Origin of the sequence: Micromonospora sp. NPDC048898 (assembly GCF_043198035.1) — a bacterium.
Classification (GTDB): Bacteria; Actinomycetota; Actinomycetes; order Mycobacteriales; family Micromonosporaceae; genus Micromonospora.
On the sequence record NZ_JBICUF010000005.1, the window covers coordinates 265,411 to 290,413 of the forward strand.

At 72.6% G+C, this 25,003-nt stretch carries 24 protein-coding genes; 10 read left to right on the forward strand and 14 right to left on the reverse strand.

The window, feature by feature from the left end; genetic code table 11:
* Positions 1-36: 36 nt before the first annotated feature.
* From panC to ACGFIQ_RS16945, 3 genes are all read right to left on the reverse strand, one after another.
* A complete protein-coding gene (gene panC, locus ACGFIQ_RS16935) occupies positions 37-885 on the reverse strand; it encodes a pantoate--beta-alanine ligase (RefSeq protein WP_393244470.1) in 849 nt (282 codons plus the stop codon).
* On the reverse strand, positions 882-1,838 hold the full coding sequence (locus ACGFIQ_RS16940; RefSeq protein ID WP_393244472.1) for a Rossmann-like and DUF2520 domain-containing protein: 957 nt from the start codon (positions 1,836-1,838) through the stop codon (positions 882-884). The genes panC and ACGFIQ_RS16940 overlap by 4 nt, the downstream gene beginning before the upstream one ends.
* A 109-nt stretch (positions 1,839-1,947) precedes the next feature.
* A complete protein-coding gene (locus tag ACGFIQ_RS16945; RefSeq protein ID WP_393244474.1) occupies positions 1,948-2,520 on the reverse strand; it encodes a TetR family transcriptional regulator in 573 nt (190 codons plus the stop codon).
* Positions 2,521-2,640: 120 nt separating this feature from the next.
* Here ACGFIQ_RS16945 and ACGFIQ_RS16950 point away from each other — a divergent pair, with 120 nt between their 5' ends.
* From ACGFIQ_RS16950 to ACGFIQ_RS16960, 3 genes are all read left to right on the forward strand, one after another.
* Positions 2,641-3,549, forward strand: a complete 909-nt coding sequence (locus ACGFIQ_RS16950; protein ID WP_393244476.1) for an SDR family oxidoreductase — start codon at positions 2,641-2,643, stop codon at positions 3,547-3,549.
* Positions 3,550-3,705: 156 nt separating this feature from the next.
* A complete protein-coding gene (locus ACGFIQ_RS16955; protein WP_393244478.1) occupies positions 3,706-5,010 on the forward strand; it encodes an SAM-dependent methyltransferase in 1,305 nt (434 codons plus the stop codon).
* Positions 5,007-6,194, forward strand: a complete 1,188-nt coding sequence (locus tag ACGFIQ_RS16960) for an NADH-quinone oxidoreductase subunit D (RefSeq protein WP_393244480.1) — start codon at positions 5,007-5,009, stop codon at positions 6,192-6,194. The genes ACGFIQ_RS16955 and ACGFIQ_RS16960 overlap by 4 nt, the downstream gene beginning before the upstream one ends.
* An 18-nt stretch (positions 6,195-6,212) precedes the next feature.
* Here ACGFIQ_RS16960 and ACGFIQ_RS16965 read toward each other — a convergent pair whose 3' ends face one another.
* The 4 genes from ACGFIQ_RS16965 to ACGFIQ_RS16980 all read right to left on the reverse strand — a co-directional run bounded on the left by ACGFIQ_RS16965 (position 6,213) and on the right by ACGFIQ_RS16980 (position 10,810).
* On the reverse strand, positions 6,213-8,072 hold the full coding sequence (locus ACGFIQ_RS16965) for a hypothetical protein (protein ID WP_393244482.1): 1,860 nt from the start codon (positions 8,070-8,072) through the stop codon (positions 6,213-6,215).
* 108 nt (positions 8,073-8,180) lie between these two features.
* The gene (locus ACGFIQ_RS16970) at positions 8,181-9,185 is read right to left on the reverse strand and encodes a glycine betaine ABC transporter substrate-binding protein (protein WP_393244484.1); all 1,005 of its coding nucleotides are present in this window, start codon (positions 9,183-9,185) and stop codon (positions 8,181-8,183) included.
* Between the two features lie 201 nt (positions 9,186-9,386).
* Positions 9,387-10,127 (reverse strand): ABC transporter permease, encoded by a 741-nt coding sequence (locus ACGFIQ_RS16975; RefSeq protein WP_393244486.1) that lies wholly within the window; start codon positions 10,125-10,127, stop codon positions 9,387-9,389.
* Positions 10,124-10,810 carry an ABC transporter permease gene (locus tag ACGFIQ_RS16980; RefSeq protein ID WP_357067938.1) on the reverse strand — a complete coding sequence of 229 codons (687 nt, stop codon included), beginning with the start codon at positions 10,808-10,810 and terminating at the stop codon, positions 10,124-10,126. Before ACGFIQ_RS16980 ends, ACGFIQ_RS16975 begins: the two co-directional genes overlap by 4 nt.
* 2 nt (positions 10,811-10,812) lie before the next feature.
* Here ACGFIQ_RS16980 and ACGFIQ_RS16985 point away from each other — a divergent pair, with 2 nt between their 5' ends.
* Positions 10,813-11,817 (forward strand): ABC transporter ATP-binding protein, encoded by a 1,005-nt coding sequence (locus ACGFIQ_RS16985; protein ID WP_393244489.1) that lies wholly within the window; start codon positions 10,813-10,815, stop codon positions 11,815-11,817.
* A gap of 154 nt (positions 11,818-11,971) precedes the next feature.
* On the opposite strand, the gene ACGFIQ_RS16990 is transcribed toward ACGFIQ_RS16985, so the two are convergent.
* The 7 genes from ACGFIQ_RS16990 to folP all read right to left on the reverse strand — a co-directional run bounded on the left by ACGFIQ_RS16990 (position 11,972) and on the right by folP (position 16,588).
* A complete protein-coding gene (locus ACGFIQ_RS16990) occupies positions 11,972-12,475 on the reverse strand; it encodes a hypothetical protein (RefSeq protein ID WP_393244491.1) in 504 nt (167 codons plus the stop codon).
* Between the two features lie 53 nt (positions 12,476-12,528).
* Complete coding sequence (locus tag ACGFIQ_RS16995) at positions 12,529-12,837, reverse strand: hypothetical protein (RefSeq protein ID WP_030489956.1); 309 nt, start codon at positions 12,835-12,837, stop codon at positions 12,529-12,531.
* A 53-nt stretch (positions 12,838-12,890) separates the two neighbouring features.
* On the reverse strand, positions 12,891-14,123 hold the full coding sequence (locus ACGFIQ_RS17000) for an ABC transporter permease (protein ID WP_393244493.1): 1,233 nt from the start codon (positions 14,121-14,123) through the stop codon (positions 12,891-12,893).
* Between the two features lie 120 nt (positions 14,124-14,243).
* Positions 14,244-14,783, reverse strand: coding sequence for a DUF3180 domain-containing protein (locus ACGFIQ_RS17005; protein ID WP_393244495.1), 540 nt, complete (start codon positions 14,781-14,783; stop codon positions 14,244-14,246).
* A gap of 19 nt (positions 14,784-14,802) precedes the next feature.
* Positions 14,803-15,330: a 2-amino-4-hydroxy-6-hydroxymethyldihydropteridine diphosphokinase gene (folK, locus tag ACGFIQ_RS17010; protein WP_393244497.1), complete on the reverse strand. Its 528-nt coding sequence runs from the start codon at positions 15,328-15,330 to the stop codon at positions 14,803-14,805.
* Positions 15,327-15,695 carry a dihydroneopterin aldolase gene (folB, locus tag ACGFIQ_RS17015; RefSeq protein ID WP_393244499.1) on the reverse strand — a complete coding sequence of 123 codons (369 nt, stop codon included), beginning with the start codon at positions 15,693-15,695 and terminating at the stop codon, positions 15,327-15,329. The genes folK and folB overlap by 4 nt, the downstream gene beginning before the upstream one ends.
* Entirely contained in the window at positions 15,692-16,588 is an 897-nt protein-coding gene (folP, locus tag ACGFIQ_RS17020) for a dihydropteroate synthase (RefSeq protein ID WP_393244501.1), read from the reverse strand. Before folP ends, folB begins: the two co-directional genes overlap by 4 nt.
* A gap of 354 nt (positions 16,589-16,942) precedes the next feature.
* Between folP and ACGFIQ_RS17025 the strand changes: the two genes are divergently transcribed.
* From ACGFIQ_RS17025 to ACGFIQ_RS17050, 6 genes are all read left to right on the forward strand, one after another.
* Positions 16,943-17,257: a hypothetical protein gene (locus ACGFIQ_RS17025; protein WP_074315118.1), complete on the forward strand. Its 315-nt coding sequence runs from the start codon at positions 16,943-16,945 to the stop codon at positions 17,255-17,257.
* A 13-nt stretch (positions 17,258-17,270) separates the two neighbouring features.
* On the forward strand, positions 17,271-17,633 hold the full coding sequence (locus ACGFIQ_RS17030) for a hypothetical protein (RefSeq protein ID WP_007466101.1): 363 nt from the start codon (positions 17,271-17,273) through the stop codon (positions 17,631-17,633).
* A 235-nt stretch (positions 17,634-17,868) separates the two neighbouring features.
* A complete protein-coding gene (locus ACGFIQ_RS17035) occupies positions 17,869-21,321 on the forward strand; it encodes an ATP-binding protein (RefSeq protein ID WP_393244503.1) in 3,453 nt (1,150 codons plus the stop codon).
* A gap of 1 nt (position 21,322) precedes the next feature.
* The gene (locus ACGFIQ_RS17040) at positions 21,323-23,272 is read left to right on the forward strand and encodes an MFS transporter (RefSeq protein WP_393244505.1); all 1,950 of its coding nucleotides are present in this window, start codon (positions 21,323-21,325) and stop codon (positions 23,270-23,272) included.
* Positions 23,269-23,826, forward strand: a complete 558-nt coding sequence (locus ACGFIQ_RS17045; protein WP_393244507.1) for a hypothetical protein — start codon at positions 23,269-23,271, stop codon at positions 23,824-23,826. Before ACGFIQ_RS17040 ends, ACGFIQ_RS17045 begins: the two co-directional genes overlap by 4 nt.
* A complete protein-coding gene (locus ACGFIQ_RS17050) occupies positions 23,823-24,998 on the forward strand; it encodes a M23 family metallopeptidase (RefSeq protein ID WP_393244509.1) in 1,176 nt (391 codons plus the stop codon). The genes ACGFIQ_RS17045 and ACGFIQ_RS17050 overlap by 4 nt, the downstream gene beginning before the upstream one ends.
* Positions 24,999-25,003: the final 5 nt, after the last annotated feature.

A 25,003-nucleotide genomic window follows, 5' to 3' on the forward strand; every position in this document is an offset into this window, starting at 1 on the left:
TGGCCTTTCGCGGATTGGTGGAGGGTGGCGGCCCGGTCAGGCGCGCGGGGCGAGGTGGACGGCCGCATTGTCGATCAGGCGGGTGGCGCCCACCCAGGCGGCGATCACCAGCCGCGCCGGCCCGCTGACCGGCCCCGGCTCCAGCTCGGGATCGGTGAGCACCAGGTAGTCGAGGCGTGCTCCCGGCGTACCGGCGCCGAACGCGGTGTGCGCGGCGGTCAGCACCGCGCCCGCGTCCAGGCCGTCCTCGGCGGCCCGGGCACCGGCCCGCAACGCGGCGGACAGGCTCAGCGCGGCGGCCCGCTCCGACTCGCTCAGGTAGCGGTTACGGCTGGACAGCGCCAACCCGTCCGGCTCCCGGACGGTCGGCACGCCGACCACCTCGACCGGTACGTCCAGGTCCCGGGTCATCCGCCGGACCAGGGTGAGCTGCTGGTAGTCCTTCTCGCCGAAGAACGTCAGGTCCGGTCGGGTGAGCTGGAGCAGCTTCAGCACCACGGTGAGCACCCCGTGGAAGAAGCCGGGGCGGCTCGCGCCCTCCAACTCCGCGCCGAGCGGGCCCGGGTCGAGGCGTACGCGGGGCTGACCGTCCGGGTACATGTCCGCCACCGACGGGGCGAAGACGAGGTCCGCCCCCGCCCGCCGGCACACCTCCAGGTCGGCGTCGAGGGTGCGCGGGTAACGGTCGAAGTCCTCGTTCGGCCCGAACTGCAACGGGTTCACGAAGATCGTCACCAGCACGTGGTCGGCCCGTTCCCGGGCCGCGCGCAGCAACGTCTCGTGCCCGGAGTGCAGCGCGCCCATGGTCATCACCACGCCGACCGTGCCCTTCAGCCCGGCCCGGGTCTCGGCCAACTCGGCGCGCGAGTGTACGAGCTGTGTCATGCGGCCACCTCCCGGGCGGTGTCGGCGAGCACGCCGAGCAGCGACTGCGCGTCCACCGGCCGCAGTCGGCCGGCGGCGATCGCCCGGTCGGCGGTACGCCGGGCCAACGCGAGATAGGCGGGAACGGACTCCGGCGCGGTGGCGGCCAACCGGGCCAGGTGCCGCTGGACGGTGCCCGCGTCGCCCCGGGAGACCGGGCCGGTCAACGCGTCGTCACCGAGCCGCAGCGCATTCTCCAGGGCGGCCCGCAGCAGCGGGGCCAGCACCTTCTCCGGTCGGGCCACCCCGGCGTCGCGCAGCCGGTCGGTCGCCTCGTTCACCAGGGTCACCAGGTGGTTCGCGCCGTGGGCCAGCGCGGCGTGGTACAGCGGGCGGTCCGACTCGGCCACCCATTCGGGCACGCCACCCAGGTCGGCGACCAGCCGGGCGGCGAGGGGGCGCAGCTCCGCCGGGGCGGTCACCCCGTACGAGATGCCGTCCAGCCGGGCCAGGTCGTCCGGCGTACCGGTGAAGGTCATGGCGGGGTGCAGGGCGAGCGGGCGGGCGCCGACCGCGGCGGCCGGCGACAGCACGGCCAGGCCGTGCGCGCCCGAGGTGTGCGCGACGATCTGGCCCGGACGCAGCGCGCCCCGCTCGGCGAGGTCGGCCACCACACCGGCCAACGTGTCGTCCGGTACCGCGACCAGCAGCAGGTCGGCGGCGGCGTGGGCGACGGCGGCAGCCGGGCGGCGGGGCACCTCGGGCAGCAGCAGGGCGAGGCGGGCTCGGCTGGCCCCGGAGTCGCCGGTGACGGCGACCACCCGGTGCCCGGCGGCGACGAGTGCGGCACCCAGGACGGCTCCGACCCGACCGGCGCCGACGACACCGACGGTGAGCAGACGGGCGGTGGGAGGGACGCCGGGAGCGGCGGGCCCGGACAGGGCGGCCGGACGCGGGCGCAGCGGTGCGCTCATGAACGATCCAGTCCTCGAGAAGGGGTACCGGTCGATCGCAAGTATGCGCCCGGCCCGCCGAACCAGGACAAGCATGTGTGAAAACCTTCACCACTGACGGAGGCCCCCGTCAACGCCGCCCCGGGGCGGACGTGATCGCGCGCAGCTCGCTGGCCACCTCGGCGATCAGGTCGCTGAGCGAGGCGTCGCTGTCGGGCGCGATCCAACGCGCGTACGCGACGCGGAAGACCGTGACACCGGACTCGGTGGCCAGGGTGGCCGTGCTCTCGTCGAGGCCCTTGGCGCGCAGGGCGACGGTGACCGCGGCCACCAGCGCGCCCGTCTTGCGCAGCTCGCGCTCCTGCAGCTCGGGGCTGCCCTGAATGATGGATTGACGCATCCGGACCACCTCGAGGCGATCGGCGAAGATGTCCTCCGCCACCCGGCGGAAGGCGGCGACGACCGCCTCGAAGGGGGCGGCGTCCGTCTCAGTCACCGCCTTGACCAGGATCTCCTCCAGCTGCCCGCTGCCGCTGAAGAGCGCCTCGCGCTTGTCGCCGAAGAGCCGGTAGAAGGTGCGTTTGTCGAGGCCGGCTCGGGTGGCGATGTCGGCGACGGTGGTCTCCTCGAAGCCGCGCTCACGGAACAGCTCGAAGGCGGCCGCCTCCAGGCGGCCGCGCGCGTCCGGTTGCCAGCGGGCCATTCGGCAATGGTATCTGATGTCACACTGCGACATTCTTTTCGTTCGAGCCATGTCATCTTGCGACATCGCGAGATACGGTCATGTCGCAAGGTGACATCACCCTCCCACGAAGGAATGACCATGCGCGTATTCGTCACAGGCGCCTCCGGCCACCTCGGCTCCGCGGTCGTGCCGGCACTGCTCTCCGCCGGACACGACGTCGTCGGTCTGGCCCGCTCCGACACATCCGCCGCCGCGATCGAGAAGCTCGACGCGGGCGTACGCCGCGGCGACCTGTCCGACCTCGACGTCCTTCGCGCCGAGGCGGCCGCCTCCGACGGGGTCATCCACCTGGCGTTCCGCCACGACCTCATGCTCAACGGCGACCTGGCCGGCGCGGCCGAGGCCGACCTGGACGCCCTCGAAGCACTCGCCGACGGCCTGGACGGCTCCGGCAAACCCCTGGTCAGCACGAGCGGAACGGCCATGCTCGCGCGTGGCGGCGTCGCCGGCCGCCCCGGCACCGAACGAGACACCTTCCCGAGCGGCTACCGGATCGACGCGGAGAACCTCGTCACCGGCCTCACCTCACGCGGTGTGCGCGGCTCCGTCGTCCGGCTCGCGCCCACCGTGCACAGCTCGCTCGACCACTACGGCTTCATCACCGTCATCATCGCCGCCGCTCGGCGGCACGGGTACGCCGCGTACGTCGGCGAGGGCGCCAACCGGTGGCCGGCGGTGCACACGCTCGACGCGGCCGAGCTCTACCGACTCGCGCTCGAAAAGGCCCCGGCCGGTGCGCGCCTGCACGGAGCCGCCGACGAAGGAGTCCCCTTCCAGCACATCGCCGCTGCCGTCGGCCGCAACCTCGACGTCCCGGTCCGAAGCATCAGCGCCGACGAGGCGAACGACTACTTCGGGTTCCTCGGCTCGTTCGCCCAACTCGACAACCCGACGTCGTCCGCGATCACACGCGAACTGCTGGGCTGGGCCCCCACCCACCCCGGCCTGATCGCCGACCTGGACGCAGGGCACTACTTCCAGGCCTGAACAGATCTCCGGGGAGCCCACCCTGATCAAATGATGAAAGGGAGGTGCCGGGAGCCTTCCTGACCTACCTTTCAGCAACTGAGCACCGCGCGCCCCTCCGCTGCCGAGCGGGACAGCGCGAATGATCGTGACGTGGGCCGGAATCGGAGTGGATGGATGTCGATCGCCTGGCGGGACGCCATGAGCAGAGCCCTCTACGGGCCGGGCGGCTTCTTCGTCGCCGGCACCGGGCCCGCCAACCACTTCCGCACCAGCGTGCACGCCTCACCGGCATTCACGAACGCCCTGCTGCGCCTGATCTCGGAGGTGGACTCGGCACTCGGCCATCCGCCACGGTTCGACGTGGTCGACGTGGGTGCCGGGGGTGGGGAGCTGCTGCACGGCCTGCTCAGGCTCGTCGCGTCCGCACCCGCCGTCGGGGGCGCGGTGGGGGTTTCCGGGGAGCCCACCCGCTCCGGGCGGTCAGGCTTGATCCCTGCGCGGGCGGGCTCCCCGGAAACCCTGACTCCCACGGCCGCCACCCGTTCCTTACGGAACGAGCCGCCGTCCGGCACCGTCCGTCCGCCGCTTGCGGAGCGGGTCCGCTTCACCGCAGTCGAGTACGCCGACCGCCCGGAGAACCTGCCTGAAGAGATCAACTGGACAGCCGAGATCCCAACCAAGATCACCGGAGTACTGCTGGCCACCGAGTGGTTGGACAACGTCCCGCTGGACATAGCGGCACACACCGAGGACGGCTGGCGATACGTGCTGGTCGACCCCGAGAGCGGCATCGAGACGATAGGTGATCCGCTCAGCCCTGATGATCTTGGTTGGCTCACGGAGTGGTGGCCCAGCCCCACGAGCCCGCTCAGTACGGACAGTGACCCGAGTCCGGGGGTGGCCGGGACAGACCCGACCAGCGAAAGCGAGTCGGGTTTCCGGGCAGCCCGGCCGGCGCAGGGATCAAGCCTGACCGCCCGGAGCCGGCCGGGCTGCCCGGAAACCCCCCACAGCGACCAGCGCGCAGAGATCGGTCGGACCAGGGACGAAGCCTGGGCCGACGCGGTAGACAAGATCGAACGCGGGCTGGCGGTCGCCGTCGACTACGGGCACCTGCGGGAGAACAGACCGGTGTACGGGACGTTGACCGGTTACCGGGCTGGGCGGCAGGTGCCTCCGGTGCCGGACGGGTCGAGTGACGTGACCGCGCACGTCGCCATGGACTCGGTCGCCTCCGCCGGTGCGGCGGTCGCCCGGTGTGCGTACTCCCTGGTCTCGCAGGCCGAGGCGCTGCGGACGCTCGGGGCCGACGGCGGCCGACCGCCGCTGAGCATGGCCGGCACCGACCCGGCGGGGTACGTGCGGGCGTTGGCCGCCGCGTCGGCGGTGGCCGAGCTGACCGACCCGGCCGGGCTCGGCGGGCACCTGTGGCTGCGCCAACCGGTCGGCATCCCGCTCGGCCCGGTCGTGGCACGATGACGGGCATGACCACCGACGCCGGGGACCTTCGTGAACTGACCGTCGGCACCGGGGCCGGGCTGGTCGCCGGCACCGGCGATCAGCAGCTCGGCACCGACATGGTGCTGAACATCGGCCCGCAACACCCCTCCACGCACGGCGTGCTGCGATTGAAGCTGGTGCTCGACGGTGAGCGGGTGGTCGCCTGCGAACCGATCGTCGGTTACATGCACCGGGGCGCGGAGAAGCTCTTCGAGGTACGCGACTACCGGCAGATCATCGTGCTGGCCAACCGGCACGACTGGCTCTCGGCGTTCTCCAACGAGCTGGGTGTGGTGCTCGCGGTGGAACGCCTGATGGGCATGGAGGTGCCGGAGCGGGCCACCTGGCTGCGGATGGCCCTCGCGGAGCTGAACCGGGTGCTCAACCACCTGATGTTCCTCGGCTCCTACCCGTTGGAGATCGGGGCGATCACACCGATCTTCTACGCCTTCCGGGAACGAGAGACGATCCAGGCGGTGATGGAGGAGGTCTCCGGCGGCCGGATCCACTACATGTTCAACCGGGTGGGCGGCCTCAAGGAGGAGGTGCCGTACGGGTGGACCGGCCGGGCCCGCGCGGCGATCGGCGAGGTACGCCGGCGGTTGCCCGACCTGGACCACCTGATCCGGCGCAACGAGATCTTCCTGGCCCGGACGGTGGGCGTGGGCGTGCTGACCGCCGCCGACGCCGCCGCGTTCGGCGCGTCCGGGCCGGTGGCCCGCGCCTCCGGGCTCGACCTGGACCTGCGCCGCGACGACCCCTACCTGGCCTACGACGAGTTGGAAGTGCCGGTGGTCACCAAGACCGCCGGCGACTGTCACGCGCGTTTCGAGGTGCTGCTGGACCAGGTGTACGCGTCGCTGGACCTCGCCGAGCAGTGCCTGGACCGGGTGGACCGGCTGACCGGGCCGATCAACACCCGGCTGCCGAAGGTGCTCAAGGCGCCGGAGGGGCACACGTACGCCTGGACGGAGAACCCGCTCGGCATCAACGGCTACTACCTGGTGTCGCGGGGTGAGAAGACGCCGTGGCGGTTGAAGTTGCGCACCGCCTCGTACGCGAACGTGCAGGCGTTGGCCACCCTGCTTCCCGGCTGCCTGGTGCCGGATCTGATCGCGATCCTCGGTTCGATGTTCTTCGTGGTCGGCGACATCGACAAGTGAGCCGGGCCACCTGAGGTGTCAGCGCCAGTGCTCCGCGGGCGGGGTGCCGCCGGCACGCGGCACGTCGTCCTGCGGCGGGTAGCCGTAGCGCTCGTCGACCCGGCGCCGGCCGGTCCGCTCGGGTGCGGGTTCCGCCTGGTGGCCGCGCTGGCGCGCAGGACGCCACTCGTCCGGCACCGGCACCCCGCCCACCGGTAGCGCCGGGCGGCCCGCCGGCTCGGCCCGCCGGCCACCGTCGCGATCGTGCCGGCGCGCCGGCTCGTCCCGCTGGTACGACTCGCGCTGCTCGTGCCGGCGCGGCTCCTCGTGCCCGCGGGGCTGCTCGTGCCGACGCGGCTCCTCGTGCCCGCGGGGCTGCTCGTGCCGACGCGGCTCCTCGTGCCGGACGGCGGCCCAGCGGTCGGCCATCCGGTACTCGGTGCCGGTGGCGTCGGTGCGCACCTCGGCCCGGCGTTCACCGACCCGCAGCTCGTGGCCGTCCTCGTCGTCACGGACGGCGGCCCACCGGTCACCGGCCCGCAGCTGCGACCAGTACTCGCCCGTGTCGTCGGCCCGCAGGGCCGGGCCGGGCTGCGGAGCGGCAGCGCTCGCCCGGTCGCGCCGCTCCGACCAACCGCGCTCGTCCGGGTTGTCCCAGGAGCCGGAGGCCGGCCTCTGCGGCGCCTGGTGCGGCCTGGCGGCCGGGCCGGGCTCGTCGTACGTGTCGCGCGGGTCGGTCCACTCCGGCTCGTCGCGGCGACCCGTCCAGCCCGGCTCGTGCCCGTCCGGGTCCGACTCGTTCCGGTCGGGGCCCCAACCCGACGCTTCCCGCGCACCGCTCCACTCGGGCTCGCCACCGGCCGGGGGCTGCGGCCCCCGCACCCGGTTGTCACCGGGGCGAGCCCGGTCGTCGCCGTACCCGCCTCGGGGGCGCTCCCCCGGCTCGCCCGCCGACCGGCCGGCCGCGCGGGCACGCTCGTCCACGCCGCCACCCCGGGTCCACTCCTGCGCCGGCGGCGTCCACCGACCCGGGTGTTCGCCGCCGTAGTGCCCACCCGGCTCGGCGCCGTAGCGCCCACCCGGCTCGGCGCCGTAGTGCCCACCCGGCTCGGCGGGCCCGCCGTCCACCACCGTGTGCCGGGTGGTGACGTGCACGGTTTCGGTGTGCCGGACCACGCCGAGGGGTCGGTGCGCCGGTTCGGGGCGGTCGTGCTCCTGGCGGCGGGCTGAGCCGTACGTGGCGTCGGCCGGCCGTTGTGCGCCGTACGTCCCCGCCGTCGCCCGCGGCTCGGCGGCCTCCCGTGGGCGGGCCGGCACGTCGTCCGGATGTGCGGACTGACCCCACCGGGACGCGTCGTCCGGGCCGGACACCCGGGCGCGGCCCGGCGGTGCGTCACCCGGCACCGAAACGCGGCTACGGGCCACCGGGGCGTTGTCCCCCGGTGGCTCGACGCTCGGCACCCGCGCCCGGCCGGCACCCGCCGGCTCCGCCACCGGAGCGGCGGCGGCAGCGACGGGTGCGGCACCGGCGAGAGCGGCACCGCTGGCGTCGAGACGGCGGCGGACCGCGGCGATCCCCTCCTGTGCCCGGTGCGCCTGGTCGAGGGCCTGGCTACCGCGCTGCGCGGCGGTCGCGATCTGGGTACGCAGCTCCTCGATCTCATCCTGCAGCTCGTCGGCCCGGGCCGAGGCACCGGCATCGTCGGCCCGCAGCGCGATGGAGAGGCCGATCAGCACCACGGAGACGATGGCGAGCACCGCGGCGAAACGCAGCGGGCCGTTACCGTCGGCGACCAGCAGGATCAGCGCCGCCACCGGCGCGAGAGCCACCCCCGCCCAGAAGAGCACGGTCAGCAGCGATGGTCGACGCCGGGTGTCAGAGGTGACCGGGGCTGGCATGGATGTGCAGCCTACCGACGAGGTTCGCCGGAGGGAACGGGGTCCCCGGACGCGTGGACGCCCCCGCCCGGTCGGGGCGGGGGCGTCCGCGGCACGCCCGGTGAGGGCTCAGCTGGTGGCGAACGCGCCGTCCGACGAGAAGATCAGGCCCACGCTGATCGAGCCGTCCCGCAGACCACTCTTGGTCAGCGGTCCGCCCTGGTCCAGTGAGGAGAACGAGCCGACCTTCAGCCCGTACGTCTTCTCCAGACCCGGCTTGCAGAACGGACGCTGCTCGCACTCCGGCGGGCCACCCAACTTCGTCGCGCTGCCCGAGCACTTCGCGGCGAACTCGGAGAGGGTCCGCACGCCGTACTTGTCGGCGAACGCCTGGGTGACGGCGAAGGCGTTCTGGTCCTGTGCGGCGGCGGGGGTGCCGAAGGTGATGCCCACCTTGTCGCCCTCGGCCTTGAGCGCGGTCACCGTGGTGTTGATGTCGGGCGAGGAGATCGGCGGAGGGGTGCCGCCCTTGGCCTTGGTGTTGAGGAACTCGGCCATCGTCGCCGCGTACTCCGGGACGACCTGGATCTCGCCCTTCACCAGCGCCGGCTCGTACAGCTCGCGGTTGCCGATCTGCTGCACCTTGACCTGGTAGCCGGCGGCGGTGAGCGCGATCCGGTACAGCTCGCCCAGGATCTGACTCTCGGCGAAGTTGGCGGCGCCCACCACGATGTCGCCGCCCGACCCCTTGGCGATGCCCGCGGTGACGTTGTTGGCGCTGGCGAACTCCTCGGCCGCCACCTTGGCGGTCTTGCGGTCCTCGTTGACGGCCTTGTTGAGCTGGATCAGCTTCGGGGTGTCGAGGGCCGCGGAGACCTTGTCCAGTGCGGCGATCAGCTGCGGGTTGGCCGCCTTGCTGTTGACCGCGGGAATGACGTTGTCGGAGTTCTGGAGCTTCTTGTCGTCCTGCAGAGCGATGAGCTGCTTGCCGGCGACCGGGGCGCACCCGGCGCCGGAGGCGCTCTGCTGGGGTGCGTCGGTGCCGGACGAGCCGGCGTCACCGCAACCGGTGAGAAGTGCTGCCCCTGCGACGGCGCCGATGGCGCCGATCGCCAGACGTGTACGTGCGCGCATGTGCCCGCCTTCCGTGTCCCGGCGCGGCCCGTCCCGGGCCGGCCGCGTGTCCGACGGGCGATCCTGACTGTCGGTCGCCCGCGAATGTCCACCCAACATGCTCCGCAACCGACCGACAACCTGGGATGGACTTCGTCACCTCATCGTCACCGATCGGCCCAGCGTCGGTGGCCGGCGCGACGTGGGGCTCACCCGGACGGGTCAGGCGCGCCCGGTGGCGTCCGCGGCTCGGGGCCGACCCAGCCGCTGTCGCCCGCGCCGCAGCGGGCGGGGGGTGACCAGGCGTTCGACACCGCCGAGGACCACCTCGGCCAGCAGCGCCAGACCGGCCACCAGCACACCGCCGGCGACGATCTGCCCACCGCCGGCCGCGATGCCGATGCCGAAGCCGGTCCGGATGATCTGGCCCAGGCCGCCGCCGTTGACGAACGAGGCAAGCGCGGCGGTCGCGATCACCTGGACCGCGGCGGTCCGGAAGCCGGCGGCCAGGTAGGGCACCGCGAGCGGCAACTCGACGCGGCGCAGCAACTGCCCGCCGGACAGGCCCATCCCCCGGGCCGCGTCGCGGGCCTCCGGGTCCACCTGCCGCACCCCGGTGTAGGCGTTGGCCAGCAGCGGCGGCACCGCGAAGACGGCAAGCGCCACCACGACCGGCGTCCGCCCGAAGCCGCTGGCGAAGGCCACCGGCAGGATGGTGAGCAGCGCCAGGGTGGGGATGGCCAGGGTGGCGTTGGACACCAGCACCACCAGGCCGCCGCCCCGGCCGAGGTGCCCCAGCCAGAGCCCCAGCGGCCAGGCCACCAGGCAGCCGAGTGCCACCGCCAGGGCCGAGATGGTCAGGTGCTCACCGAGCCGGTCCAGCATGCCGCCGGGGTTGGTCCAGTTGAGGGGGTCGTTGATCCAGGTGATCGCCTGGCCGATCGGGTTTGCCGCGACGGTCACCGTGCCCTCCGGGCGGACCACGGGGTCACCAGCCGGGCGACCAGGACGAGCAGGAGGTCGAGCACGAGCGCGAGCGCCACGCAGAGCAGGGCGGCGGTCATGATCTCGGCCTTGTAGAGGTTGTTCTGGAAGCCCGCGAAGATCAACTGCCCGAGGCCACCGTGCCCGACCAGGACGCCGACTGTGACCAACGCCACCGTCGAGACGGTCGCCAGGCGTACGCCGGTCACGATGCCCGGAAGCGCCAACGGCAGGTCGATCCGGAACAGCCGACCCCACCGGCCGTAACCCATGCCCTCGGCTGCCTCGCCGACCTCCGGGGGCACCTGGTTGAGCCCGGCCACCACGTTGCGCACGATCAGCAGCAGCGCGTAGAGGACCAACCCGACCAGCACGGTGGTCGTCCCGGTGCCCAGGTAGGGGGCGATGAACGCGAAGAGCGCCAACGACGGGATGGTGTAGACGATCCCGCTGACCGCGAGGATCGGCCCGGCGAGCGGCCGGAACCAGTACGCCAGCACGGACAACGGCAGCGCGATCAACACGGCGAGCAGCACCGCCCGCCCGGTGAGGGTGGCGTGTTCACGCACGGCGGCAAGGATCGTGTCAGAGTTGTCCCGCACGTACTGCCAGGAGAACCAGGGGTTACCCGGGTCGGCCCGGTAGCTCAGGCGGAAGGACATACGTGGACGTTACCCCGGAGGCTCCCGACGTGGCCTCATCCCCTCGCGCGGCGTCGATCTCCCTACAGGGCATCCAGAAGCGCTACCCGAACGGCACCGAGGCGGTCCGGGACCTCAGCCTGGACGTCCGGGCGGGCGAGCTGGTGGTGCTGATCGGCCCGTCCGGCTGCGGCAAGTCGACGGTGCTGCGCATGATCAATCGTCTGATCGAGCCGACCGCCGGCCGGATCACGCTCGGCGACGAGGACGTGACGGACGCCGACCCGGTGCGACTGCGCCGCCGCATCGGGTACGTGATCCAGAACGTCGGCCTGTTTCCACACCAGACGGTCCGGGCCAACGTGGCCACCGTGCCGGGCCTGCTCCGGTGGCCCAAGCGCCAGACCCGGGCCCGGGTCGACGAGTTGCTCGACCTGGTCGGCCTGGACCCGGCCCAGTTCGGCGGCCGTTATCCGCACGAGCTGTCCGGTGGCCAGCGGCAGCGGGTCGGGGTGGCCCGCGCGCTCGCCGCCGACCCGGTGGTGCTGCTGATGGACGAGCCGTTCTCGGCCGTCGACCCGATCGTCCGGACCCGCCTCCAGGAGGAGTTCCTCCGGCTTCAGGCCGAGGTCCGCAAGACGATCGTCCTGGTCACCCACGACCTCGACGAGGCGGTCCGGCTCGGCGACCGGATCGCGGTGCTCTCCGAGGGCGGGCACCTGGAGCAGTACGACACACCGGCCGCGCTGCTCGGCGCCCCCGCCACCCCGTTCGTCCGCGAGTTCGTCGGGGCCGACCGGGGCATCCGCCGGTTGGCGGTGACCCCACTCGACCGGGAGGACCTGGAACCCGTACCCGGCGACGCCGCGGCGGACCTGCCCACCGTGGCACTGGACGGCACCGCGTACGACGCGCTGGCGGTCCTGCTCACCTCGGGACGGGACCAGCTCGTGGTAACCGACGCCGGCCGCCCGGTGGGTGCGCTCAGTCGACACCGCCTGCTCGACCTGGGCCGCGCGCCGAACTGACCGGACGGCGACCGGGCCGCCGCGTCGGCGGCCTGGTCCCGACCACCCCAGCTCAGGCGCGACCGCGCCGGGCCAGCTCAGGCGCGACCGCGCCGGAGGCCAGGTCGAGGCGACCGCGCCGGGGCCAGCTCAGGCGCGACCGCGCCCGACCAGCTCAGGCGCGACCGCCGAGGCTGGCGGTGCCGATGATCCAGCCGGTGAGGAAGCCGTAGCCGGCGCCGGTGCTGGCGTCGCGCAGGGCAACCAGCAGTGACGGATCCGGGCCGAGCAGCGCCGACAACACGGCGGCGAGCCCGCCGGCGAGCACGTACGCGGCCCAGCCGGAGAGGAACTGGCTGACCGAGCCGGGCACCCGGGCCACCTGCGCGGCGGGCAACAGGTAGAGCAGGGCCACCGCGAGGACCACCAGCAGCACGGCCCGCAGGTCGGCTGCGAACAGGCCGCCGGTCTGCCCGTCCGCGTGGAGCCGCCAGGCCGGCCACGCGAGCAGGCGCAGGTAGAAGGCGCCGGCCGAGTCCGGGTCGGTCTGGGTGGCGGCCCAACCGGTGTACGCCGGACTGCCGCAGATCCCGACAAGCAACAACACGGCGAGCGCGCCGGTGCCGGCCGCCGTGCCGTACCGGCTGACCGGGCCGGAGCGGTGGAAGATCGACGCCATCCGCCCAGGCCCCGAACCTGTCGTCCGGGCGGACCTGGGCTGCCCCGAGCGGCTCAGTGCTTCAACAGGTAGTCGATGAAGGCGGCCCGCAGCAGCGGCGCGGACTCCTCGTAACCGTGACCGGTCAGCTCCCGCCACAGCGCGTTGGCCTCGTCGATGGTCGGGCCGATCGAGTTCGGTGCGCCGTCCAGCACCGTGGCCTCGTCCGCGTTCGGCAGGTGCCGCAGCACCGACCAGTAGAACTTGACGTCGCGACGCTCCCGGGCCAGGGCGAACGCCCGCTCCCGCAGCTCCTCGGTGGACAGCGCGTCGAGCTCGGCGAACGAGGTTCCGCCGGGGGCGGCGGCAGGTGTGTCGGTCATGTCGCCGAGCCTAACGGTCGAGATCAGCTCCGGCTCGGCGGACGCCACCGTGGTCACCGCTCGTCGGCGTCCCACCGACGCCGGTTGTCCTCCCAGCGCGGATCCCGCCACGGGTCGACCGGTTGCGGCGCGGCCGGCGTCGGCAGCGTCGGAGGCCAGTTGTCGACCGACTGCGACTGCGGCATGGTCCAACCCGTGCTGATCGTGCCGTCGGCGAGCGGTTCGGGTTTGTCGGTGCTGCCGGGTCGGGGTCGACCGAACGTCTCGACCAGCCGGGTGACCAGCAGCCCGGCACCCAACACGGCGCCGCCGACCGCCCAGGTGCTCAGCGTCCAGCCCCGTTCCGGCGCGTACGCCTGGAAGACGGTGACCAGGCTGACCGCCAGCACAATGCCGAACACACCGCCCCGACGGCCGTACGCGCTGGTGCCGCCGAGCAGGGTCACCCCGATCGCCAGGACCGTCCAGTCCAGCCCCGAGGTGGGCGCGACCGATCCGGGGCCCGCGGCCGACCCAGGGCTGTTGGCGGCGATCAGCACACCGGCGAGGGCGGCAAACACGGTGGAGCCGACAAGCGCGGCCCCGGCGACCACGGCGGCGACCGCGCCCCGCCGGCGGGCCGGATCGGCGACCGGCCGATACCGGCCGACCAGCCGGCGGATCGCCCGGATCGCGCCGAACAGCCCGCCGAGGATGGCCACCGCCGCGAAGCCGGCGAAGAGGTATCCGGCGCTGCGCCCCGGGTCGTAGTCGCCCTGCACCAGCACGGGCGCCGAACGGCGCTCGATGAACACCACCACACCGGCCGCACCGGCCAGGCTGGCGGCCCACGCCGGCACGTGCAGCACCACCACGACCAGCGCCAACGCGAGCCCACCCAGCGCGGCGACCGCCACGGCCGGACCGACCGACGCCGGCAGGCCCCGATCACCCTGCTCGGCGTAGTGCAGGGCGGTGGCGACCGCGACCGGCCCGACGGCCAGGTTCGGTGCCGCGGTACGCAGGCTCAGCCCGGCAGCCAGGGCGAGCAACCCCAACCCGACCGCGTCGACGAGCAACGTGCGCAGGTTGTCGGCGCGCAGGGCGGCCTGGTCCTCCCGCCAGAGCAGCCAGCCCAGGGCCGCCAGCCCAGCCAGCAGCACGAACTCCCAGCCCAGCTGCACGCCGACCCGGTCCCGGCCGGGCTCACCGTGGGTGGGGTCGTCGAAGACGTTCTCCAGAACGGCGGCGGGCACCCCGGACGAGGGCTCGGCCGAGCGGTCCCGGCCCGCTTCTTCGTACCCCATGACGCCGCCTCCCCAGTGGCCCGGCCGTCCCCGGTCCGGCGCGCGGACGGACCGTGGGCGGCCCTTGCTCTCCGATCGCAGGCACCGTACCCGCGCCCGGAGCCGGGCGTAACCCCCTGCTCAGCGCTGGCCGGGACGACTCTCCCGTGGGTCCTGCTCGCGTTCGTCGTCCGGGGGTTCCGGCACCCGGCAGGAGCGCTCCAACCACAGCGCGGCACCCACCAGAGCCAGCGAGGCGAGCAGGCCCCCGCCCGCGGCCGGCCGATCGTCCAGGGCGGCGCGGGTGGTCTCCAGGAAGAGCCAGCCGGCGAGCCCCGCGTAGAAGCCGGCGAAGATGGCCGCGGCCAGCGCCGACGCCTTGGCCAACACCACGAAACGGGCAACCAGCAGTGGGTTGACCGGGTCCCGGCCGGGCTTGCGCTCGATCCGGCCCCGGGTGTTGATCGCGGCGTACGCCTCCAGCACCGCCAGCCCGGCCAGCGTCACCACCGGCAGCCAGGGCAGCCGGGGGATGCCGCTGTAGTAGAGGGAGCTGATCAGCAGCCAGGCCACCGCCGCCGCGGCCAGGGCGGCCACGACCAGGGTCGAGATCCGGGTGGGGCCCATCCGGGACCGGTCCGGGTCGGACCCGCCCGGTGGTGGGGACTTCGCCTGCGTCATGCCGGCCGACTCCGCTCGGTCATGACGTCGACTCTAACGCCAACTCCGGCCGGGGACGCAGTTCCAGCGCGTCGGCGGCCGCGGGGCCGGTGGTGAGCAGGTCGGTCAACCAGCCGTGACCGGGCAGCCGACCGTACGGCTGGATGTCAATCCACGGCCGCAGCACGAAGGCGCGCAGGTGCGCCCGGGGGTGCGGCAGGGTCAGCTCCTCGTCGTCGCTGAGCACCGGCTCGTCGTCGTCGCCCCAGACCGCGATCACGTCCACGTCGAGGGTGCGCGGCCCGAACCGTCGCCGCGGGTCACGCACCCGGCCGGCCGCGCGCTCCGCGCCGCGAGCCCGCTCCAGCCAGTCGCGCGGGGTCGCGCTCGCGTCCTGGGCGAGCAGCACCGCGTTGAGGTACGCGGGCTGGTCGGCGTCGCCCCACGGTGGAGTCTCGTACACCCCGGAGAGCACGAGTACGGCGTCGCCGAACGAGGTGACCGCCGTGCGCAGGTGGCCCAACCGGTCGCCCAGGTTGCTGCCGAGCGACAGCACCGCCCTGGTCACTGGGCCCGCGTCCGGGTCATGGTGACGGCCACGTCGGTGAAGGTGTGCGGCACCGGGGCCTCCGGCTTGTGCACGGTGATCGTGGCGGTGCCCACCCGCTCGTCGGCCAGGCAGACCGCGAGGAGTCGATCGGCCAGGGTCTCGATGAGGTTCACCGGCTCGCCGGTCACCACCGCGACCAGGCGTTCGGCCAACTCGCCGTAGTGGACGGTGTCGGAGACGTCGTCGCTGGCCGCCGCCGGAGCCAGGTCCATTTCGAGGACGGCGTCGACGACGAAGTCCTGTCCCTGGGCCCGCTCGAAGTCGTACACCCCGTGTCGGCCGTGGGCCCGCAGGCCGGTCAGGTGGATCCGGTCGGTCGTCATCGCCGTACCTCCTGCTCGTGATCGTGTCGTGCCCGCTCCTTGTCGTGCGACGGCACGGCCAGGCGCGGGCTGCCGGTCGCGACCCAGACCGCGAGGGCGTCGGCGGTGGCCCGCACGTCGTGCACGCGGACGCCCCAGGCTCCCGCGGCGACCGCCAGCACGCTGGTGGCCACCGTGGCCGCCTCCCGCTGGGCGGTCGGTCGGGGGGTGCCGTCCGGGGCCGCGAGCAAACCGCCGAGGTACGACTTGCGGCTGGCCCCGAAGAGCAGCGGACAGCCGAGTTCCAGCAGCTCCGGCAGACGGGCGCTGAGTTCCCAGTTGTGCGCGGCGGTCTTGGCGAAACCCAGCCCCGGGTCGACGATGATCCGATCAGCGGCCACCCCGGCGGCCAGCGCCGCGTCGATCCGTTGGGCCAGCTCGGCCCGGACGTCGGCCACCACGTCGGTGTAGTGGGCCAGCTCGCGCATCGCGCGGGAGTGGCCCCGCCAGTGCATCAACACCCAGGGACAGTGCGCGTCGCGAACCACGCGGGCCATGTCCGGATCGGCCAACCCACCGGAGACGTCGTTGACCACCGCCGCCCCGGCGGACAGGGCGGCCTCCGCCACCCGTGCGCGGCTGGTGTCGATGCTGACCACCACCCCGGCGGCGGTCAGCTCGCGGATGACCGGCAACACCCGGGCCACCTCGGTCGCGGCGTCGATCCGCTCGGCACCCGGCCGGGTCGACTCACCGCCGATGTCGACCAGGTGTGCACCGGCGTCGCGCAGACGGACGCCGTGTCCGACGGCCGATTCGAGGTCGGCGTACCGTCCGCCGTCGGAGAAGGAGTCCGGTGTGACGTTGAGGACGCCCATCACCACCGGGCCCGAGGCCCGCACCAGATCGGTCACGACTAGACGGTACCGGTCGCGGCGGCGGCGCCACTCGACCCGGGTCGGCTCCCCCGACCAACCCTGACGTGCGCATTAGAACAGGTGTACGATCGGTCATCCGGGCAGCATCGGGCAGCCTCTTCGCGGCTTGTCGCAATCCGGGGCGGCCCGTACGCTTTGGAATCGGCCAGCATCGAGATGGCGAAGCTTGGAGGGAGGGCCGAAGCGGGGAAAATCCGCCCAAACCTCGCCACGCTACGTGGTGAGTAACGAACGCAGGGTCAAGAACGCTGCGCCCTGTGGAGCAGATTTCCGCCAGGCTCACCTTTTGCACCGCCGCGGCACCGCCGGCCGCGCTATGGGGAGGTTCCAGTGATCGCCTTCGAGCTCATGGAGACGGCGTCGTCCGGCGTCGCCCACGCGCTCTCCACCCTGGCGTCGACTCCGCTCGCCGAGCCGGCACCGAAGGGGATCGACACCAACAGTGTGGTCACCTTCTTCGCCAGCAAGATCGCGCCGATCCTGCTGGCCGTCCTGGGCGTCATCTTCATCGGCCGGGCCAGTCGGGGTGAGATCTCCAAGGTGCTGACCAGCTCCGCGATCGCGATCGTCGGGCTCGCCTTCATCGCCGGCGCGGCAACACTCTTCTTCGTCGGCGATTACCTGATCGACCTGATCTTCGAATAGGCGCGTTCACCAGATGCGGCTGCGCACCGACGACGACATCTACCGGGCCCGCCTGGTCTACCTCGGGCCGCCCGGTTACACCCTTCCGGTCCACCTGCCCTACGCCCAGTACGGGCTCTTCATGCTGCTGGTTCCCCTCTACATGTTCATCCACTGGCTGTTCACGTTGACGGTCGAGCTCTTCCCGGCCTGGGAGATCGCGCTCGCCATCGTGACCACGTCGTTCATCTTCCGGCACGTCGACCCCGACCGGCCGGCGCGGGTGGTCATCCGCACCGCGCTGACCGACTGGCGACGCACTCGGGAGCCGGCGATCGAGCAGCGCGACCCGCGCCTGGTCGGCAGCCGGATCAGGATCCGGGAGGAGCTGGCATGACCGGGCGTACACCGATCGGTCCGTGGCGCGACGCGGGCAGGGCCTGTTTGATAAGGGCGGTCGAGCCGAGGCGGAGTCCGGGCGGCGATCCGGCACGGCGCGGTTTCGTCCGGATACCGGTGTTGCATCCGGACGAAACCGCAACGCCGCCGGTCGTCGTCCGGGCCCGCCGCAGGCCGGCCAGTCCTGATGACACAGGCCCCAGGAGCCTTCCGCCAGGTTCGAGGGCTGTCGCATGAGTCGCTCGTCCACGCCGGGTCCCCCGGCCGGCCACTCGGCCGTTCCGGCCGGTCACCGTGCGCAATCCTTCGACTACGCCGAAGACGAGGACGAGGTGGCGCTCGACCCCGCGCTGGTGACGTCGCCCGGCCACGGTGCGGTGGGGGTGTTCCAGGCACCCCGGCCGGTCCCCCGCCGGACACCACCCGCCGAGCCCAGTGCGGTCTCGGCCGGCGAGAACGCCGACATCGACTCCCCCTTCCTGGACCTGTTCGGCGGGGCACGGCCCAACGCCGCGCGAGCCCTGCCGGCCGGCCCGAGCACCCGGGAGCAGCAGGCGATCCCAGCCCAGCCGCCGACGGCCAGCCCGGCACCGGCCCGCCCGGTTCCCGAGCTCGAACCACCGTGGACGCCCGACGACCAGCCCCGCAGCGGCCGCCGGTCCGTCGAGCCACGACACGGCGGCGGTCACCCGGCCAGTGAGTCCCGGGTGCCGCATCAGGCCGGCGATCGGCTGCCGATGCTCCGGCCATCGGATGAGCCCGACCCCGCCACCACCACGCCACCGGCAACCACCGGACCGGTCAGACCACCGGCAGCCACCGGTCCGGTCAGCGGCCCGGCGAGCACCACGCCGGGCAGCCGTTCCACGGCCGCGCCACTCAGCCGGCCAGCACCCCAGTCCGGCCGACCGGCAGCTCAACCGGCCCCGGCCGAGCAGCCGCCCAGCATCGGTCGCACGGACCGGCCGGCGCTGGAGGGCACGGGACGCCGCGCCACCGAATCGGACCGACCCGGGGGCTCCGGCACCGAGCCGAGCGGGCGGGAGATCGCCCCGCCCCGGCAGCGGGCCGCCAGCCGACCGGACCGACCGACCAAGCCAACCCGGGTCCGCGCCCCGAAGATCAAATTCGGGGATCGGGACCCGTCGGTCGAGCTGGCCATCACCGAGATCGCCGGCCACCTGACCTTCACCCCCAACACCGTCACCGCCTGGTATTGGCTGCCCGAGGTCCGCTGGGCATTCCGGCCGGACGCCGAGCGGGAGGCGCTGCTGTCGGCCATCTCCGAGCAGTACGCCGGCCTGGCGGGCTTCCGGCTGCACCTGCGCCGCACCACCCGGCCGTTCCCCGCCGACGAGTGGGCGCGCACCATCGACGCACACACCCGCGCACCCCTCGCCGACGTGCCCGGCACCACCAGCTGGGCCGATCACCTGGTCGCCGCTCAGCGGCACCTGATGGCTGTCAACCACGCCGAGGGACAGACCTACCTGGGCGTCACCTTCGCCCGGCGGTCCCTCGGCGACTCGCTCACCGAACGCCTGCTACGCACCTTCGGCCGGGGCACCGCCGAGGGCGAACGCCGCAAGCTGGGTCGCACCGTGGAGCAGTTCGACGAGGTGCTCGGCGCGTTCGGCATGCGCGGCCGGCGGGTCACCGCCCAGGAGTTGGAGTGGCTGCTCTACCGCTCGGTGGCGCTGTGCATGGCACCGCCCGGCACGCTCTCCCCGGTCACCGACGGGCGCTGGGAGCGCGGTGACCTGCTCGCCCTCACCGAACAGGTCGAGCGCTACCGCACCCCGTACGGCTCGACGGTGAAACTCGTCAACCGGATGACCGGCGAGGAACGGCACGTCGCCGTGCTCGCCGTGGGCCGGATGGAGCCACTGGAGATCCCCGAGCGGCACGAGCCCTGGCTGCACTTCCACGAGCGGCTGCCCTGGCCGATGGAGATCTCCACCCGCGTCGACATCCTCGGCTCCGGCGACTCCTTCCGCAATCTGGAGCACCGGCTGCGGATGATCCGCTCGCAGCAACTCGACTACGCCGAGCACGGCATCGACGCACCCCCGGAGCTGGAGCGGCTGGCCAAGCGCGCGCTGGTGATCGGCGACGAGATGACCACCGGCCTGCCGGTGGACTCGGCCCGTGCACACGGCTGGCACCGGATCGCCGTCGGCGGCCGGACCAGGGAAGAGTGTCTGGAGCGCGCCCGCCGGCTCATCCAGCTCTACTCCCGGGAGCTGCGCATCTCCCTACAGCACCCGAAAAACCAGGACTGGCTGGCCCGCGAGTTCATCCCCGGCGAGCCGATCGCCAACACCGGCTACGTCCGCCGCATGCCGGTGCCGTTGCTCGCCGCCGCGCTTCCCCAGGCCGCCTCGAACGTGGGCGACCGGCGGGGCGACCTGATCGGCCGGACCGCCGGCACCTGCCGCCGCCCGGTCTTCCTCGACCTGCACTTCCCCATGGAGGTGCGGGAACGCTCTGGGCTCGCGGTCTTCGTCGCCGAACCGGGCGGTGGCAAGTCGACCCTGCTCGGCGCATTGGGCTACCTGGCCGCCCGCAGAGGTGTCCAGGTGACCCTGCTCGACCCGTCCGGGCCGCTGGCCCGACTCTGCGCGATGCCCGAGCTGCGACCGTACTCCCGGGTGTTGAACCTGACCGGCTCGGAGCACGGCACCCTGGCGCCCTACTCACTCATTCCCACACCACTGCGCAGCGAGTTCGCCGCCGGCGCGGCCGGTGACCGGGAGTTCGAGATCGCGGTCTCCAACGCCCGAGCCGAGCGTCGGATGCTGGTCCAGGACATCTGCATGATGCTCGTTCCGCCGCAGGTGGCCCGGGAGGCGTCGACCGCCACCCTGTTCCGGCACGCGGTCCGCCAGGTCCCCGCCGAGGAGACGTCCACCCTGGACGACGTGGTGAGCTGCCTCGGCCGTCTCGACGACGACGCCGGCAAGGAGTTGGCCAACCTCCTGCTGGACACCGCCGAGATGCCCCTGGCGATGCTGTTCTTCGGCCGGCCACCGGAGGGGCTGCTCGGCGCCGACGCCGCACTCACCGTGATCACCATGGCCGGCCTGCGGTTGCCCGACCTGAAGATCGAACGGGAGTACTGGTCGGCCGAGGAGGCGCTGGCGCTGCCGATGCTGCACACCGCGCACCGGCTCGCCGTCCGCCGCTGCTACGGCGGGTCGATGTCGTCGCGCAAACTCGTCGGCCTGGACGAGGCCCACTTCATGGAAGGCTGGCGATCCGGGCGCTCCTTCCTGGTCCGGCTCGCCCGCGACTCCCGCAAATGGAACCTCGCCGCGCTGGTCGCCTCGCAGAACCCCAAAGACATCCTCGGCCTCGACGTGCAAAACCTGGTCTCCACAGTCTTCGTCGGCCGGATCGCCGAGGACGCCGAGATCGCCTCCGAAGCGCTGCGGCTGCTGCGGGTGCCGGTCAACGACGGGTACGAAGCCACCCTCGCCGCACTCTCCGCCGCCGACACCAGCTCGTCCAGCCGGCTCGGCTTCCGCGAGTTCGTGATGCGTGACGTCGACGGGCGAGTGCAGAAGGTCCGCGTCGACGTCTCGTACGTCGAAGGGCTGCTGGACCACCTCGACACGACGCCCGCCGCGATCGCCGCAGCGGCCGGAGTGCTGCCGAGCATTCCCCTGCCAGACCTGGAGGCGTGACATGGCGAGGGCTTGGGCAAGGATCGGGTCGTTCCTGCTCGCCCTCGGCGTACTGGCCGGGGCCACCGTCACCTGGCCGCTGCTCGGCGCGGAGGTCGCAGTCGCCGCACCGCCCGTCGCCCAGGCCCGCGCCGACCTCTGCACGACCGCCGAATGGCAGGCCGACTTCCGCGCCTGCGTGGGCAAGTTGCAGGCGGTCAGCGAGGACGAGGTCAAGTGCCGCAACGCGCCGACCCCGGGTACGCCGGACTCCGGACTCGCCGGCTGGTTCGCCGCCGCGCCACCAACAGAGGCGGGGAACGGAGTAGCTGGTCGGTACAGCCTCTATGGCTACGCGGGCTACAGCTACAACACCTACGACATCGAGGGTGGATGCGCGTCGAGCGTGCTTCATCCGGACTACAAGTTCACCACCACGATCGCGAACGGCGAGTTCATGGCCGCTACGGCCATCATCGGCGCGTCCAACGCACTCAGAGAGCGTGCCTGGGATCCCGGTTCGATGTGGGGTTGGGCCGACCCGCTGGTGGAGCAAGCAACCAAGGCCGTATACGAGAAGGTATTCAGCGTCTTCGGGATCGTCACTCTTTGCGTAGTGGGGCTGTACCTCCTCTGGCGCTCCCGCCAGTCGGACATGAGCAACGCGATGACCACTGCGGGATGGGCTCTGCTGGTTATGGTCGCGGTCACGGCGCTGGCCGCCTGGCCGGTCAAGTCAGCAAATGTCGCCGACGGTGCACTCGTCACCAGTCTCGGGGTGGTGCACGACGCCGTCGGCCCGCAGGCAAAGGAACCGGCACCCGGGCGATGCATCGACCCTAACCGGTGCCAGGATCTCAGGACCCCTGCCGTCCGAGCCAGCGATACCGCGACCGAGACCATGCTCTATCGGAACTGGATACGGGGAGTACTCGGCTCGGCCGACAGCGAAACCGCTCGCAAGTATGGGCCGGCACTCTACGACGCCAAGGCGCTGTCCTGGGACGAGGTCGAAAAGCTGCGCGCCAACCCAGCCACCCGGGAACCCACGATCAAGGCGAAGCAACAGCAGTGGGCGCGGGTGGCCCAGCAGATCCAGACCGAGGACCCGGAGGCCTATGAATACCTCCAGGGAGTACGGGACATGGAACGGGTCGGCGCGGGGTTCATCGCCGTGCTGGCCTCGGTGCTCTTCGCCATGTTCGACCTGACCGCGTCGCTGCTGGTCCTGCTGGGTTTCCTGATCTTCCGGTGGGCCGTCATCGCGGCACCCATCCTGGGCACGGTCGGCCTGCTCCGGCCGGCCAGCGCCGGGCTGCGGCGCTTGGCGAACGCCGTGGTCGCCGCGGTCTTCAACATCGCCATCTTCGGCACCGGGGCCGCGATCTACCTGTTTGCGGTCGATCTGATCATGAGCACGCCCACCCTGCCCGGCTGGCTTCAGGTGGTGCTGGTCTGGCTCTGTGGGGTGGTCGGCTGGCTGTTGCTGCGGCCGTACCGGCGGATCACCCAGCTCGGCGGCAAGGACAGCAGCGAGGCGGTCAGCTCGGCCGGCTCCTGGCACCGTCGTTTCTTCCGGGACATGCGTGTCGCGGCGCGGCTCGACGTGGTCGAGCCCGGCGGCACGGCCGAGCCGGCGGGTGGGCGCCGTCGGTCGCTGGACGCCGAGCAGACCCGGCTGCGCCCGGAGGCACGCAGGGAGGACCACGTGTCGACGCCAACCGCACCGCTGGAGGCCCAGCCTCCGGGCAACGCACGCCCGGACGGTCGGGAACGCGCCGATGACGCCACCAGCGAGGAGACCGGCGCCAGGAGAAGTCAAGTCCCGCCCCAGCCTCGGCGTCGGCAGCCGGCGGCCTGGACCGAACCCGAGGTGCCGGCCGAGAACCCGTCGTTCGTGGTCTACCGGCCAGGCTCCACGGAGCGTGCGCCAGACCGCACCGGACCGCGGGTGCGCTCAGAGGCCCGGTGACGGCGATGCGACGGGCCCTGGAGTTCCTCTTCACCCGGGCGCTACGGTCCCGACTGGGGGTGGCGCTGGTGATCGCAGTGCTCATCTTCGGTGTGATCGGGGCTGCCCGCCTGGTCTCGGGTCCGCCCGATCCGGCGGACGGGCTGAGTAACCGGCCGGAGCGGCCGATCACCACCGTGGACCCGACGGCCGGTGACGACGGGGTGACGTCCACCGAGGCTCCGCCGTCGCCGATCACACCGGCGGGCGCCCGCACACCCGAGCAGACCGCCGACCGGTTCGCCACGGCCTGGATCGGCCGGCCCGGCGTGGCCGTCGATCAGTGGCAGGCTGGCCTGCGGCCGCTGTCGACGCCAGCGCTGACCGAAAAGCTGGCCGGCGCCGACCCGGGCGGGGTTCCGGCCGAGAAGGTCACCGGACCACCGGACGTGCGGGCACGCACCGAGACGTTCGTCGAGGTGTTGCTGCCGCTGGACAGCGGTCGGCTTCGGCTGGAATTGGTCGCCACGAAGGACGGCTGGTTGGTCGACGTGGTGGATTGGGAGCGGCTATGAGCGTCGCCGGGAGCGCGGCTCCCCTTCGTCGGCCATTGCGCATCGGAGTGATCGCCACGATGGTCACCGGGGTGCTGCTCCTGCTCTGCTGCACCGGCGGCACCGCGGCGTTCTTCCTCAGTGGGCTAGGTGGCGACGCGGAGAACGGTGACACCCTTGCCGGTTGGGGGTGTGGCCCGGTCCGCCCGGTGGACATCGCCGGCGAGTTGCCGAGGTTCAGCGAGTACGGCGACGCACAGGTCCGCAATGCCGCGATCATCATCAAGGTGGGCCAGGATCTGGGGGTGCCCTCGCGAGGGTGGGTGATCGCCCTGGCCACCGCGATGCAGGAGTCCGCCCTGCGCAACCTGGCGAACAGCGACGTTCCGGCCTCGCTGGCCCTGCCGCACGAGGGCGTCGGGGCCGACCACGACTCGCTCGGCCTTTTTCAGCAGCGGCCGGGGTGGGGTTCCATCGCGGAGCGGATGACGCCCGCGTACACGGCTCGCAAGTTCTACGAGAAGCTCGTCAAGGTGCGGAGCTGGCAACGCCGGCCGCTGACCGTGGTGGCGCAGCAGGTTCAGGTCAGCGCCTATCCGGACGCGTACGCCAAGCACGAGGAGTTGGCCAGCAAGCTCGTCGACGCCCTGGCCGGCGGAGCAGCCCGCACCGTCGAGATCAACGGCAAGGCGGTGTGCAACGCGGCCGAGCGCGGCGAGATTGCCGCCTCCGGCTGGACCGCACCGATCCCCGGCGATGTCGGTTCCGGATTCCGGACCGCCGACCGCCCCAGCCACAACGGGGTCGACATCGGGGCGGCCAAGGGCATCGAGATCCGAGCCGCAGCAGCCGGGCGGGTGCTGGTGGCCCATTGCGATCCGGACAAGGGTGGACGGCGGACCTGCGACGTGGACGGATACCCCGGCAAGGGTGGCTGCGGGTGGTTCGTCGACCTGCTGCACGCTGGTGGCATCATCACCCGGTACTGCCACATGGTGGTCCGCCCCCGGGTCGCACCGGACCAGATCGTGCCGGCCGGCGAGGTCATCGGGCAGGTCGGTAGCAGCGGAAACTCGTCGGGCCCACACCTGCACTTCGAGGTGCACCTGCGCGGCGACCGGTCCAGCCGCGGCGCGATCGATCCGATCCCGTTCATGCGCGAGCGGGGTGCCCCGCTGCGCGCCGCCGAGTGAGGCCA